The 14,303-nt window shown below is 47.8% G+C and carries 11 protein-coding genes, 2 pseudogenes and 1 riboswitch; of the genes and pseudogenes, 10 read left to right on the top strand and 3 right to left on the bottom strand.

Going from position 1 to position 14,303, the window contains the following annotated elements:
• Positions 1–140 precede the first annotated feature (140 nt).
• A pseudogene (locus tag EDM55_RS26935) lies at positions 141–454 on the top strand (nitroreductase family protein).
• Positions 455–648: 194 nt separating this feature from the next.
• Here the strand turns inward: EDM55_RS26935 and EDM55_RS26930 are convergent.
• Both EDM55_RS26930 and EDM55_RS26925 read right to left on the bottom strand, forming a co-directional pair.
• On the bottom strand, positions 649–1,281 hold the full coding sequence (locus EDM55_RS26930; RefSeq protein WP_122961805.1) for a CAP domain-containing protein: 633 nt from the start codon (positions 1,279–1,281) through the stop codon (positions 649–651).
• Positions 1,282–1,288: 7 nt separating this feature from the next.
• A riboswitch (cyclic di-AMP (ydaO/yuaA leader) is annotated at positions 1,289–1,443 on the bottom strand.
• Between the two features lie 153 nt (positions 1,444–1,596).
• On the bottom strand, positions 1,597–3,690 hold the full coding sequence (locus EDM55_RS26925) for a helix-turn-helix domain-containing protein (RefSeq protein ID WP_122961804.1): 2,094 nt from the start codon (positions 3,688–3,690) through the stop codon (positions 1,597–1,599).
• Positions 3,691–3,861: 171 nt separating this feature from the next.
• On the opposite strand from EDM55_RS26925, the gene EDM55_RS26920 reads away from it, so the two are divergent.
• The 4 genes from EDM55_RS26920 to EDM55_RS26905 all read left to right on the top strand — a co-directional run bounded on the left by EDM55_RS26920 (position 3,862) and on the right by EDM55_RS26905 (position 8,147).
• The gene (locus EDM55_RS26920) at positions 3,862–5,091 is read left to right on the top strand and encodes an MFS transporter (RefSeq protein ID WP_218033691.1); all 1,230 of its coding nucleotides are present in this window, start codon (positions 3,862–3,864) and stop codon (positions 5,089–5,091) included.
• A gap of 38 nt (positions 5,092–5,129) precedes the next feature.
• A complete protein-coding gene (locus tag EDM55_RS26915) occupies positions 5,130–6,530 on the top strand; it encodes a M20 family metallopeptidase (RefSeq protein ID WP_122961803.1) in 1,401 nt (466 codons plus the stop codon).
• 137 nt (positions 6,531–6,667) lie between these two features.
• Positions 6,668–7,126 (top strand): MarR family winged helix-turn-helix transcriptional regulator, encoded by a 459-nt coding sequence (locus EDM55_RS26910; protein WP_092270312.1) that lies wholly within the window; start codon positions 6,668–6,670, stop codon positions 7,124–7,126.
• On the top strand, positions 7,113–8,147 hold the full coding sequence (locus EDM55_RS26905; RefSeq protein WP_092270309.1) for a threonine aldolase family protein: 1,035 nt from the start codon (positions 7,113–7,115) through the stop codon (positions 8,145–8,147). Before EDM55_RS26910 ends, EDM55_RS26905 begins: the two co-directional genes overlap by 14 nt.
• A gap of 64 nt (positions 8,148–8,211) precedes the next feature.
• On the opposite strand, the gene EDM55_RS26900 is transcribed toward EDM55_RS26905, so the two are convergent.
• A complete protein-coding gene (locus EDM55_RS26900) occupies positions 8,212–9,441 on the bottom strand; it encodes an MFS transporter (protein WP_122961802.1) in 1,230 nt (409 codons plus the stop codon).
• Between the two features lie 217 nt (positions 9,442–9,658).
• Here EDM55_RS26900 and EDM55_RS26895 point away from each other — a divergent pair, with 217 nt between their 5' ends.
• From EDM55_RS26895 to EDM55_RS26880, 5 genes and pseudogenes are all read left to right on the top strand, one after another.
• Complete coding sequence (locus EDM55_RS26895) at positions 9,659–10,648, top strand: NAD(P)H-quinone oxidoreductase (RefSeq protein ID WP_122961801.1); 990 nt, start codon at positions 9,659–9,661, stop codon at positions 10,646–10,648.
• Between the two features lie 142 nt (positions 10,649–10,790).
• Positions 10,791–11,432 (top strand): P1 family peptidase, encoded by a 642-nt coding sequence (locus EDM55_RS26890; RefSeq protein WP_122961800.1) that lies wholly within the window; start codon positions 10,791–10,793, stop codon positions 11,430–11,432.
• A 195-nt stretch (positions 11,433–11,627) separates the two neighbouring features.
• A pseudogene (locus EDM55_RS31535) lies at positions 11,628–11,732 on the top strand (hypothetical protein); the annotation flags it as partial.
• Positions 11,729–12,205, top strand: a complete 477-nt coding sequence (locus EDM55_RS26885; protein WP_326245115.1) for a YheC/YheD family protein — start codon at positions 11,729–11,731, stop codon at positions 12,203–12,205. The pseudogene EDM55_RS31535 and the gene EDM55_RS26885, both read left to right, overlap by 4 nt.
• Before the next feature lie 63 nt (positions 12,206–12,268).
• The gene (locus EDM55_RS26880; RefSeq protein ID WP_092270297.1) at positions 12,269–14,017 is read left to right on the top strand and encodes an ABC transporter ATP-binding protein; all 1,749 of its coding nucleotides are present in this window, start codon (positions 12,269–12,271) and stop codon (positions 14,015–14,017) included.
• Positions 14,018–14,303 lie beyond the last annotated feature (286 nt).

The raw sequence follows: 14,303 nt of genomic DNA, 5'->3' as shown, positions 1-14,303 counted from the left end.
ATGCTTGTTGACATTTGGTAAATTTCACTATACAATTATCTTGAATTTGAGATATTACCTCAATAAAGTTGGCGAGATACGACTTTTTCTCCCCATAAACCTTTAATTTAAGATATATGATTTCGAGAGGAGTTTTTCCGATGAGCGATTTTACAAATTTGGTGAAACAAAGACGGTCTGCAACAAAATTTATACCCGATCTAGATATATCGGCAGGCGAGCTCGATGAGATCTTTTCGCTCGTGAAGTTTGCTCCATCTGCCTTCAACTTGCTGCATGCCCGATGATTGGCTTTGATCCCGAAGCGATTCGCGAGCTGCTCAGCATCCCAGATCAGTACGTACCGGCTTTGATGATTACGATTGGCAAGGAAGATATTTCGAGCCAAAGAATCCGAGGCTATCGCAAGCCAGTAGGAGAGTTTGTCAGCTATAACCAATTTACTGTGAAGTGAAAAGCAGGTTTACATAAGGGTGAAAGCATTTCAACGAATGAATGCTGCGGCTGGGTGGATACTAATATCGTGGAAAGCTCCGCCGAACACAGAATGTTGCGCCGAATATGCAGCCGCCGTCCGCCCAGGTAAAAAACAAAACCAAAAAAACGCCGGGCCCTAGTTACAGGACTCGGCGTTTCTATCCCTTTTCATTATCCGATAAATTCTTGAACCCAGTACCCGTTCACAAAACCTACACCGATTTTAGTGAAAGCAGGATTCATGATGTTTTGACGGTGTCCTTCACTGTTCATCCATTGGTTCATGACTTCATCGGCGGCTTGTTGACCCATCGCGATGTTTTCACCAGCTGTCGTGTAAGACACACCAAATTGTTTCATCATATCGAATGGAGAGCCGTACGTTGGGCTTGTATGGTCAAAGTAGTTGTTGCTGGACATGTCAGCGGCTTTTGCTTGTGCGACCTTGTTCAGGGAAGCGTCCAGCTCCACTGGCTTCAGACCTGCTTTAGCCCGTTCCTGGTTAACCAGATCAGCTACCTGCTTCATGACAGCAGAAGCGTCAACTTGCTTTTTAGCTTGCTTCGCGGGTTGTGGAGCAGCTACTGGCTGCTGCTGAACCGGTTGTTGTACAGGCTGCTGAATGGGTGTCGCGTATTGTGGTTGAACAGGTTGTTGCATCACAGGTTGATATCCGTATTGTGCTGTATATGGGAACGATTGAGTTTGTTGTTCAAGGGCCGCGGCAGAAGCTGTGTTAGAAAAGCCGGAAAGAACAAATCCCAATCCCAAAGTCGCGATCGTAATTGTACCAAGGCGTTTCATATTCACATCGTCTCCTTTTTTTGGCCTACGAGGTTAGCTGACGGATTCGGATTGAGGAAACAACCCTACGCACTATGGCGATTCACCCCATGCAGATCTCTCATCTGCAAAAGAAGATCCCCCGCACTTCCATTCGAGAGGAAGTTTCGGCTGTTTTGTTTGGCATGACCCAGAATAACAGAGATTCACCTGTGAATGAAAGGCATAAATTTTGGGAGGATTAATGTGTTATATACGGACGCAGGTCGAGACCGCACGTCTTCCTTGCAAGAAACGACTGACTAGATCGGCACCAACAAGCCGATCAACTTGCTCTTAGCTCTTGAAAGAAGACAAATGATTCTTCAGATGGCAAGCCAGTTGAATTTTTAGCATGTCTTCCTGTCTGTCAAACCGAAGACCTAGTCGTTCCTCGATGCGTTTTAAGCGTTGATACAGGGTATTGATATGAATATGAAGTTTCTTTGCCGTATCGATCGCGGATAAGTTACATGCCACATACTGCATGAGCGTTGTCTCCAAATCACTGCTTTGAATGTGGTCCGAGCGCAGGGGAAGGAATATTTCTTCGGTAAACTTCTCGATGTCCTGCGAGGACTGATTCAGAAAGAAGCGATTAATCCCAATCTCTTCGTAGCTAATGAGACCGGATTGATTACGGTTGATTAAAAAAGAGATGGTCTTTTGGGCTTCCTCATAGCTTTTTGCAATCTCTTCTACATTGAGGTAAGCACCTCCAATACCACCGTAAAGAAAATGTTGATCGGTGTTCAGCCATTCCCGAACAATCGTTTCCAGCTGTGAGATGATATGCTTCACTTCAGCATTCTCATTAACGGAAAAAAGCAGCGTGATTTTGTTGTGAAATCCAAAAGTCAGTTTATTGATGGCGGATAGCCGTTGATTGATTTTCGATAGCAGCCGTTGCAGCCGAGCCTCAACTTCATAAGGTTCAAAAGATCCAGGGATTTCGCATAAGCAAACAAACGTATAGGTATTGATTTTAAAATTAAAAGGCAATCCACTGGCCAGCAAAGCTTCGTAATCTTGCTTCTCTAAGAGCTGGGTGAAAAACGTAAGAGCTTTTTTATGATAGAGCTCGGTCATCGAAATATTTTTCACCATTTCTAACGCAAGGACAGAGCCGCTTTGCTCAATCGTGACGATATCCATTTGGCTTAAAGGGTGAGAAAGGGAGACAATCATGCATCCTAATAGCACCGACCCAATGAAGATCGGGTATAGATAGTAATCCTGATTCGACAGGGTAGTCGAAACCGCCGACTTTTGCGAGCCGGAAAAATAGTGAGCGATTGTCTCAAAAGGAAAAGAAGGGGAAGGGCGCCGCCCAGGTGAGTTGTCATTGTTGAGAAAATCCACGTAGTCGACATGGCGTCCCAGGATGCGGTTAATCTCCGAGATCATCTTCTGAATGCCTTTGTTTGTCAGGGAAAGCTGTGTTAATGTTTCGTGGACGTTAATTCTCTTCTGGAAAAGCTGATTTTTTTCATCCAGCTCTCTGCTTAACTGCCTGGATTCTTCCAGATGTAGCCGGGATTCCTTATACAGCTTGGCATTATGAAAAGCGATGGCCACTTGAGAAGAAAATCCCTGCAGGAGCTTTACGTCCCGATCAATAAAGCTCCTCTTTTTCGTGAATTGCAGAATAGCCAGTGTTCCAATGCATTCGTCATCTAACCAAACGGGCACGATAATCATTCTGTTGGCGTACGGCCCTTTTTTCACGAATGCGACGTTTTCTGGGGATAGATTCGTCTGTTCGGATAAAATATCGGCCGTAGAGTTATATAGACGCGGACGTTTGTCGATGAAGACTTTACCGGAGACATTCTCGCCTAATCTTGTTTTATATCGTAAATATCCATCAGGAAGCCCTACAACGGTAAGCGGTGTTAGCTGCTGATTTTCCGCGTCAAATTGCCGAAATACGCCAGCATCGCCAGCGGGTATGACAGTGAGGGCGATCTGGATGATCTTACTTAGCAGCTCATTTACATCGAGAGTGGCGGTAAGGATTTGGAGGCTGTCCACCATTTTTTCTAAATCATTTTTGAGTGGCTGATGAATTTCCTGAAAGTACATGCCGCTGCAAATGTATGAGAGAACCTCCCAGTCGGTAGCTGGCAATGCACTCACGTCTCTATCGTACAAACAGATTGTGATCTGAAAGTCCTTGTCCAGCTCCGTGGAAAAATAAGCTTTATCTGGATTTTGAAAAAAGAAATAAGGTTTTTCTGAAGAGCGTCCGGGCAAGAGAGGACGCTCTGTTTCTATTTGTGGGGTTGAGTAAGACAACGTCATGGAATCAGGATGCCCCATCCAGATCTGATAAGGGATACCGGGTAGTTTTTCAGCCAGAAACGATTGAAGCACAATCAGGTTTTGCATGCGTTCCTCCCTTTCATGTGTAAAAACCTACAAGTGAATAGCTATCGCTTGTTAATTACATACATAGCGTTTTTTCTATTTTAATTTAGTATGGAGATTGTGTAAAACAAATGATGAATATTCCGAATACAGTCATCATTTGAAAAATACCTCAGATGGGAAGTGAAATGGTTGAAGCTTGGTGGAATCGTTCAAAAGAAGTACCTCATCCTTATGCTGTTGTTTTTGGCGCAGATCTTGAATTTTATTGATAAGACTGCAATCAATTTTGCCATTATCCCGATTTCGAAAGAATTGAATCTCCCTACGGAGCAAGTGGGCTTGGTGCTAAGCAGCTTCTTTCTCAGCTACGCGATCATGCAGCTGGTAGGAGGGTATTTGGCAGACAGATTCGGAATGAAAAAGGTCTTGAGCGGAGCCGTCTTTTTGTGGTCGGCAGCAACCATTCTGACAGGTACGGCCCGTTCTTACATCTCCTTGGTCTCGTCACGTTTTTTCGTTGGAGTTGGGGAAGGGGCTTTTCCTGCAAGCACGCAGGTAGCCATCGTGGACAATTTTCAGAAGGAAGTACGAGCGCGTGCGAAGTCGGTCATATCAGCAGGGGCATCAGTCGGATTTATGTTTGGTTCCATTGTGGTGACGCTACTGATCGCTACCTTCGACTGGCGTTTGATGTTTATCATTTTGGGGGTACTCGGGGTTGCGCTAGCTATTGTCCTTTGGTTTTTGCTCAAGCGAGAGGAGAAGAAGGTAGATCGTTCGGCAGCTGCGAGCAAGTCCATTGATAAAACAGCGATCAAAAAGCTATTGAAAAATCCATTGATTTGGAAGCTCATGCTGGCTGCGATGTTTACCAATATCGTGTTTTGGGGGCTGCAAAGCTGGCTGCCATCGTATTGGGTAAAGGTCAAAAACATGGATATGGTATCGATGGGACTTTACTCCTCTGTGCCTTATGTTCTTGGATTCCTCTCCTTTTTGGTAAGCGGCTGGGTGTTGGACAAGTTTCTCGCCGGGTATGAAAAGTACATGTTCATTGGAGGAGCATTTTTCTCTGCCCTATTTATCTACCTGATGTTCAATACAGAGTCGATTGCAATCGCGTTTACGTACTTATCGTTGTCTAACGTGTTTTTGAATGCCATGAATATCACCGTATTTGTACTGCCTTTGAAAAAAATAGCGGAGGAATCGGTCGGGACCGCAACAGGGATAATCAACACCGGTGGACAGATTGGCTCCGTTTTGACGCCAACCATTGTCGGTTATCTCATTACGGTCTTTCACCAAAATTACAATGCGGCTTTCATGTTCCTGGTTGCGTCGAGCCTCGTTGTTATGGTGGTCGGGATGACGATCCAGTCCGGAAAGAAGGAGTCGAGTTCGGCTGTAATCGAGTAAGAGACTCATTTCTCGCAAACGAAAAGGAGAAAAGATAAATGAATGATCACAAAATCGTATCTGATCTGATTGAACAAAAGCAACAACAGTTTACCGACATCAGCGACAGCATCTGGGGGTATAGCGAGATCAAATATGAAGAAGTGCGTTCTGCCGAGATTTTGGGCCGTATGTTGGAAGCAGAAGGCTTTCAGGTGGAATGGAATGCAGGTGGAATCGAGACAGCATTGGTGGGGAGTTTTGGTGAAGGGAAGCCTGTCATCGCCTTTTTGGGAGAATACGATGCCTTGTCTGGACTCAGTCAAGAGGCAGGAATAGCTGTGAAAAGCCCAATTAACGATGGGGGCAATGGTCATGGGTGTGGGCACAACCTGCTTGGGGTGGGCTCGCTGGCAGCGGCAGTCGCTGTTCGACACTACATGCAGCAAACTGGCTTGAAGGGAACAGTTCGTTATTATGGCTGCCCTGCCGAAGAAGGGGGAGGTGGGAAAGCGCACATGGTTCGCGCCGGGTTGTTCGATGATGTCGACATTGCCTTTACGTGGCATCCATGGGATGAAAATCTTGCGTATAACTGCCGTATGCTGGCGACTTGCCAAATGTATTTCAAATTCACCGGTGTGAGCAGTCATGCTTCCTTTAGCCCCCATATGGGACGCAGTGCGCTGGATGCGGTTGAGCTGATGAACGTGGGAGCGAATTTCCTCAGGGAACACATGATTCCAGATGCGCGGCTGCACTATGCGATCACGAATGCGGGCGGATTGGCACCCAACGTCGTTCAGGAAGAAGCCGAAGTTCTGTACAAGCTTCGTGCTCCAAAATCCCAGCAGGTGAGTGAGCTACTAGATCGTGTGTGTGACATCGCACGCGGGGCAGCACTGATGACCGGAACGAATCTGGAAATGCAATTTGATGCAGCCTCTGCGGACCTGATCCCGAATATTACTCTGGGTAAGCTTTTGCACAAGAACTTTCAGGAGTATGGCGCCGAGACCTACACCGAAGAGGAAGTAGCGTTTGCCAAAGCGATTCAGGATACCTTTTCCGAGGAAGAAAAAAAGGTAGTGAAAAAGCAGAATGGAAAAGTCTTGTCCGAGAAAGTGAACGATTATTCGGAAGAGCCTGGTTTCATCCCCGCCTCAACGGATGTAGGGGATGTGAGCTGGGTGGTCCCTACAGGGCAAATATACGTGTCAACGTGCGCATTTGGAACGCCGTTTCATAGCTGGCAGCTCGTAAGTCAGGGAAAATCATCGATCGCGCACAAAGGGATGCTCTTGGCAGGAAAGGTAATGGCAGCCTCTGCGATCGAAGTCATGAAAAATCCCCAGTGGATCGAAACAGCAAAGGCAGAGCATTTGGAACAGCTAGAGGGAGAGGTCTATCAATCACTCATCCCTGCTGGAACAAAGCCAATGCCTCTAAAAAGATCATAGTGATCGGAAAGCTACTGGTTCATCCCAGTAGTTTTTTCGCTTTTTCCTTCTATGCCATCCGAATGAACGATACGTTGACAATGTCTACTAAATCAACTAGATTAATTGTTGACTATGTCCACTAAAGGAGGCCAACCATGAGCCTGGATGAAGGCATCATCGCAGATATTCGGCAATTCAATCGCTTCTATACCAATATTCTTGGTGTGTTAAATAAGCATGTATTGGATACCGGATATACGTTGACAGAGGCGCGGGTTGTCCTGGAGATTGGCTTCATGGAGCCGTGTATTGCGAATCAGCTGGTCGAAAAACTGGACATGGATCGCAGCTACATGAGCCGAATCATCTCCAAGCTCCAAAAGGATGGGCTTCTCGAGAAGGAAAGCTCACCGTTGGACAATCGGACGAGCCTGATTCGACTGACTCCAAAAGGGGCGGAGTTGTTTCAACAGCTGAACGAAAGATCGGATGAACAGATCGAGCGGCTGCTAGATGGGCTATCGCCAACAGAAATCACAGAAGTACGTTCTTCGATGTTGTTTATTCAAAGTAAAATGAACCGATTGGAGAGGGCGCAGAATGATTCGATTTGAAAATGATTATACAGAGGGTGCACACAAGCGGATTTTGGAGCAGCTATGGGAAACGAATGAAGAGCAGACATCCGGGTACGGGACGGATGAGCATTGTGAAAAGGCGAGAGCGTACATTCGAACAGCATGTGACGCGCCTAATGCTGATGTCCACTTTTTAGTGGGAGGAACGCAGACCAATACGACAGTGATCGCCTCCATCCTGCGCCCGCATCAAGGTGTCGTGAGTGCCGCCACGGGCCATATCGCCGTGCACGAGACAGGGGCCATTGAAGCGACTGGTCACAAAGTTCTCACCGTGCCGAGTGAGGATGGAAAAATTCAGGCACATCAAGTCAAAGAAATATACGATGCCCACTGGAACGACGTCACTCATGAGCACATGGTACAGCCTGGCATGGTGTACATATCCCATCCGACCGAAAATGGAACGACCTACACAAAAGCGGAATTGGAAGCGATCAGTAAGGTTTGCCGGGAAAACGGGTTGCCATTGTTTCTGGATGGAGCTAGGCTCGGATACGGTCTCGTTTCTGAGGAGTGTGATTTGACGCTGGCTGATGTGGCAAGACTCTGCGATGTCTTTTATATCGGGGGAACAAAAGTAGGGGCGCTGTTTGGGGAAGCAGTCGTTATTATGAACGATGCCCTGAAAAAGGATTTTCGGTATATGATCAAGCAAAGAGGCGGGATGCTAGCGAAGGGAAGACTGCTGGGGATCCAGTTTGAAACTTTGTTTGAAGATGGCCTGTATTTTGACATTTCCCGTCATGCGGTCCAATTGGCGATGATGATTCGAGCTGCATTTTCGGAAAAAGGCTTTTCATTCCGTTACGACTCGACAACGAATCAGCAGTTCCCGATTTTGCCCGACGAGATCTGCAAGGAATTGGGCAAAAAATACTCGTTTTCTCATTGGGAAAAAGCAGATGAGACGCATAGTGTTGTGAGATTCTGCACCAGCTGGGCTACGAAAAGGGAAAATGTAGAGACGTTGATCGAGGATATTCGGGCGTTGTAAGGAACAATCGATATGAAAAGACAAAACGGGACCCTCCAAATGGGCCCCGTTTCTTCATGCCTGTTTACTTCGTCGCAAGCTTCGCTTCTGTAGCTTGCTGTTTTTGTTTCTGATAGGCTTCATCCGGTCTTTTTGATCGAATCATGATCGCGGTCGCCAAAAGAGCGATACCGTTGATGATGAAAATGACACGAATCGGGATGACTCCACCGAGAAAACCACCGATCACGGGACCCAGCATCGTCGCAATCTGTGTAGAGGACTGGTTGAGGCTGAATGCTCTCCCGCGAAACTCGGGGTCTGTCACTTTGACGATCATCGCGTTGATGGACGGATAAACGGCGGCGAAGAACAAGCCATAACCGAAGCGCAACACCCCAAACCCATACAGGTTGGTGAAGAAGAACTGCAGCAGATTGCCGACTGCGCCGCCGATCAGACCGATAAACAGGATTTTGGAGTAGCCCACCTTGGTTCCGAGCTTGCCCCATTGCGGTGCCGCAATCACGGTTGCAATCCCGACCGCAGCGAAAATGATACCGGCGCTGAGTGAAGCATCCTTCTGGGAAGCACCCAACTGCAGAACATAGACGGTGAGGAGGGGCTCTAGCAGCATGACGGACATCGTGACAATCAGGCTAAGGCCCAGGATCGACATAAGCGATTTGTTGGCGATAGCCGAGCGCAAATCCTCACGTACATTCGATCGTGTACCAGAGCGGTTCAGATTGGTCTCCTTCACCAAAAACGTGGCGATGAGGGCCGCGATCAGCACGACAGCTCCGGAAAATAAAAATGCCTCCCGGTTCCCCCACATGTGGCTGACTACGCCGCCGACGAGGGGACCAATGATGCCTCCAGTAGCACCTGATGTCGCCATGACTCCAAGTGCATATCCAACGTGTTTTTCAGGTGTGTTTGTCGCAACCAGCGCGATAGAGGCAGGAACAAATCCGGCCAGAAGCCCCTGGAAAATGCGCAAGACGACAAACAGGTACGGGTCGTTGATAAAGTAGGTGAGAAAGTACAGCACAGCTAGGCTATATCCAGATCGGATCAGCATCGGTTTTCGGCCGTACTTGTCTGCGAGAGATCCCCAATAGGGAGAGATCAAGGCACTCGCGAGAAAAGTGATGCCGAATGAAATACCAGACCAAGCTTCCAAGTGTTCATTAACTCCGAGAGAACTGTGAAGGAAGATGGGTAAGAACGGTATTGCGATGGAATAGGCTGTGCTGCAAAAGAACACCCCAACCCATAGTACAACTAAGTTTCGTTTCCAAGAAAAATCCATCTTTCTGTCACAACCTTTGCAGTAAAAAAGCAGGATGCTCGCATTGATTATTCTAGCACTGCTTATACCCCCTGACTAATAAAGAAATGCGATCATTCTTATGCCAAAGTGAAATAAGCAAAAACTGGGTGAAAAACTTGACGGCCTGTATTTCGTGTCGGAAACTGAATGTAGATCATGAAAAAGGAAAGCGTTTCCTGATTGGGAGGGGAAAAAGATGAAGGCAGTCGTCGTTGAAAAACCAGGTGGTCCAGAAGAGTTGAAAATCAGGGAGGTTCCGATTCCTACGCCAGGGGAGGGAGAACTGCTAGTCCGCGTCAAAGCAGGGGCGATCAACCGTACGGATATTTTGGCGAGAAAAGGAGGAGGGTCTGCTTATAAAAAAGCGACGAACCGACTCGGGGTGGAAATGGCCGGTGTGGTTGAGGAAGTGGGAAAACAGGCAGGGGCATGGCAAGCAGGCGACAAGGTCATGGGACTGGTCAGCGGAAGCTATGCGGAGTACGTCGTGATTCCAGCCGATCGAGCGATGCGCATTCCTGATAATCTGAGCTATATCGAAGCTGCAGCGATCCCGGAGGTATTCCTGACAGCCTATCAGACGCTGTATTGGATCGGAAAGCTGCAGGAAGGCGAGACCGTCCTGATCCATGCAGGAGCGAGCGGGGTGGGAACAGCTGCCATTCAACTGGCCAAGCAGGTATCGAAGGCAAACGTGATCGTGACAGCTGGCTCTGCGGAAAAGCTGGCTTATTGCAAAGAGCTGGGTGCCGATCATGTCATCGATTACAAACGGGCAGCCTTTGAGCAGGAAGTCGAGAGAATCACCGACGGTAAAGGGGCCAATCTGATTCTCGATTTCATCGGAGCCGCCTACTGGAAAAAGAACATCCAGAGCGCGAGCATGGACGGAAGGCTGGTCTTGATCGGCACGCTAGGGGGAAAAGAGACAGACGTCGACCTGTCTGAATTGATGGGGAAAAGATTGCAGGTTACGGGAACTTTGCTCACGCCGCGCAGTGATGCGTACAAAGCTGAGCTAAGCCAGGAGCTCGCACAAAAGATACTTCCACTGTTCGAGAGCGGTGTGATCAAGCCGATCATCGATACGGTATTCCCGCTGGAGGAGATTCAGCTGGCGCATCGACGTATGGAGGCAAATGAGAACATCGGCAAGATCATCTTTCGCGTAGGAGAACAAGCATAACAGGCAAAAAGCACTGCATCTTTCCGCTCAAAAGCTCCATGGTGATTGTGACCGTGCTTAATGCGCGCTACGATAAAGAAACAGACAGAATTTTCAAACAACTATGGGCGGTCCTCCAAATCTAGGAAAAGGTGGGTACGACATGGCGAATGATTGGGATGATTCGGTTTCAAAAAGGGAAGAGAGACAAAAGGAGCAGATCAAGGAAAGTGTTTCACGACGCAAGTTTTTGCAAAGGACGGCGATGCTAGGTTTGGCAGCGGCTGTTCCCGGATCTTTACTGACGATGTCCGCGATGGCTGAGGAAAAAAAGCCTGCAGAGGGAGTAAAGGCGTCTGAGGGCAGCATTGTCGATGTACCAGGCGTGAGGGTCGGCCAAGTATCGGACGAGCAGGCATTGACAGGTTGTACAGTCGTCGTCCTGGAAAAAGGGTCCGCGTGTGGAGTCGATGTACGTGGTTCAGCGCCGGGAACCCGAGAGACAGATCTGCTCAATCCGATCAATTCGGTGCAGGAGGTCAACGACGCGAATTTAAATAAAGTCCAAGCGAACAAAATCGCGCAAATGGCACATAATGGACTGGCGAAAACTATCAATCCGGTACATACGATGAGTGATGGGGATACGGTGTTTGCTGTCGCTACAGGCGGTGTGGATGCCTCGGTCAGTCTGGTCGGAGCACTCAGCGTGGAAGTGCTGGCAGAAGCAGTCGTGAATGCAATCTTGTCCGCTAAAGGAGCAGGCGGCGTTCCAGCCTATCAGGATTTGCACGGGAAGAAATAAGACTAGCAGAAAGAAAAAGGACCCTTACGGCCGTCGGGATTGACTTCTGCCTGTGCCTAGGGGTCTTTTCTTTTCGTAATAATCGCAATGCAAAATACGGCGCAGGCATGTGCCCTGGCATCGGGTTGAGGGTGGTGGGCGCTTCACAAGTTTTATTCTCGTTCTTCCGGTTTAAGCAGGTACCTTCCACCCACGGCAGTCCTGTCACGAAAGACGTTGTCCGCATTTTTACGGCGCTATTCCTCGGTATACATCAAACCGGACGCAGAACATACGGGGACGGGAAACATCCGTGCCTGGAAAAAGAATGGCAGGTACTCTTTCGTAAAAGTGAAAGGCAAGAAAAGGGAGAGCAGTTCCGTGGAGGGGCTGTACTATCCGAAGCGAAGACAGCAGAGGTCAAACGAAGGCTCGTGCAGCTAGGCTATCAAATCAGCCGATATTTCGATCGCTTCAAAAGGCGCTCCGAGCTGGGAATTGATTTTGCGGTAGACAAAACTGGTCGGATCTATTTGATTGAGGTCAATCACGAGGTGCCATCCCATGTCCTGTTCTTGAAATTAAAGGACAAATCGCATTTCCACAATATCCGAAGACTAGCGAGAGCTTATAAAAACGTAAAAAAGGTAGATAAATTTGGGGGCAAAAACTTCCTTGTGGTCTTTGCCTTTTTTGTGCGCACTCCCGTCTTCTTCCGACGAGTGTCTCTGAAGGGAGAATTAGGAAAGGAATTCCAAGAAAAGGGTCGATTTGGCGCGAGCTTGCCTATATAATGAAAATGATTATCAAATGTGTTTCGATTGGAGAAATGCCTGAAAGAGAGAGGAGTTGCGTGCATGCTTCGCCGTTTTTTTTCTTATTATCAACCCTATAAGGGATTGTTCCTACTCGATTTTTCATGCGCCATCTTAGCTGCGATGCTCGAATTGGGCTTTCCCGTTGCGGTAAATATGGTCGTTGACAAGCTGCTGCCCAGCAAAGACTGGCCGCTGATCCTGTGGGCTTGCTTCGGACTGCTGATCATGTACATACTCAATGCAGCCATGAACTATGTAGTTACCTATTGGGGACACATGCTGGGGATCAACATCGAAACGGACATGCGAAAAAAATTGTACGATCATATTCAAAAGCTCTCGTTCCGTTTCTTTGATAATACCAAAACAGGGCATCTGCTTTCCCGATTGACCAACGACTTAATGGAGATCGGAGAAGTGGCGCACCATGGGCCGGAAGACTTGTTTATTGCCATCATGACGTTGGTGGGGGCATTCTTCCTGATGTTTAGCATCAACGAAGAAATGGCGATCATGACGTTCTTGGTGATTCCGATCATGATTTGGCTCGTTATCCACTTTAACCGGAAAATGACGACTGCTTTTCACCGCATGTATGGAGACATGGCAGACTTTAATGCACGCGTAGAAGACAACGTAGGCGGTATGCGCGTTGTCCAAGCATTTGCCAACGAGGCTTTTGAAAATGGGCGCTTTGCCGAGAACAATCTTCGCTTCCGTTTGACGAAGCTGCTCTCTTACAAAATTATGGCGCAAAATTCCTCCGTCAGCTATATGATGATGAGGCTGGTCACCCTATTCGTCTTAATCTGCGGAAGCTGGTTTGTCCTGCAAAATCAGCTGACCTACGGGGAATTCGTCGCTTTCCTGCTGCTGACCAACGTGTTTTTCCGTCCGATGGAAAAAATTAATGCTATCATTGAAAGCTATCCAAAAGGAATTGCAGGGTTTCGACGGTACATCGAGATTATGGAAACGGAGCCGGATATTACAGATGCACCGGATGCAATTGCGGTCGAGAAGCTAAGAGGGGACATCCAATACAAAGGCGTATCCTTCAGCTATGATCAGGAGTCAAGTATCTTACGTAACATCGACTTGAACATTCGGGCAGGGGAAACGATTGCTTTTGTAGGACCTTCTGGAGCGGGGAAAACCACATTGTGCAGCTTGCTCCCGCGTTTCTATGAAATTGACGGCGGTAGCATCACCATCGATGGTATTGATATTCGCAAGATCAAACTGTCGTCGCTGCGCAGTCAGATCGGGATCGTTCAACAGGATGTATTCCTGTTCTCTGGATCGATTCGGGAAAATATCATCTATGGGAACCAAACGGCAACAGAGGAAGAAATTTGGGAAGCAGCCAGACGTGCCAAGCTCGATGAGTTTATCCGCGCGCAGCAGGATGGGATGGAGACGATTATCGGAGAGCGCGGAGTCAAGCTGTCTGGCGGTCAAAAACAAAGGCTGGCGATTGCACGCATGTTTTTGAAAAACCCGACGATCTTAATTCTGGATGAAGCGACATCTGCTCTGGATACCGAGACGGAAGCGGCAATCCAGCAATCGCTGGCGGAATTGTCAAAAGGAAGAACGACATTGGTGATCGCGCACCGTTTGGCCACTATCAAAACCGCGGATCGCATCATGGTTGTGACAGAAGAAGGGATTACGGAGCAGGGCAGCCACGAACAGCTGCTAGATCAGGAAGGGGTATACAGCAGGCTGTATCAAGCCCAGTTTGGAACCTATCTCGAACAATCTCGCACCGCATTCACCAGCTAAACAGGATAGAAGGATCAAAGCAAAGGCTCGACGTCGAATCGAGCCGTTTTTTTATGCAGAAATGATCCTATTCGCATAAAGACAGCGAATGCGAGACATGTCCCCCTTGGGGAGAGGCTTGCCCCACACAAGATTTCTCACCACTGCGACCATGGAACTAGACAGAAGATATATTCTTCCAGTAAAGTAAGGGAAGATTATAAAAATTCTAAAAAATGAATACCAGCAAACAAAATTCCGGGAGCATACGTGCTGTAGGGCATGTATCAGAGGAAGGGAGTGTTCC

It is taken from the genome of Brevibacillus centrosporus (assembly GCF_003710815.1).
GTDB classification, from domain to species: Bacteria; Bacillota; Bacilli; order Brevibacillales; family Brevibacillaceae; genus Brevibacillus; species Brevibacillus centrosporus.
This window is presented reverse-complemented; position numbering and strand designations above follow the sequence as displayed.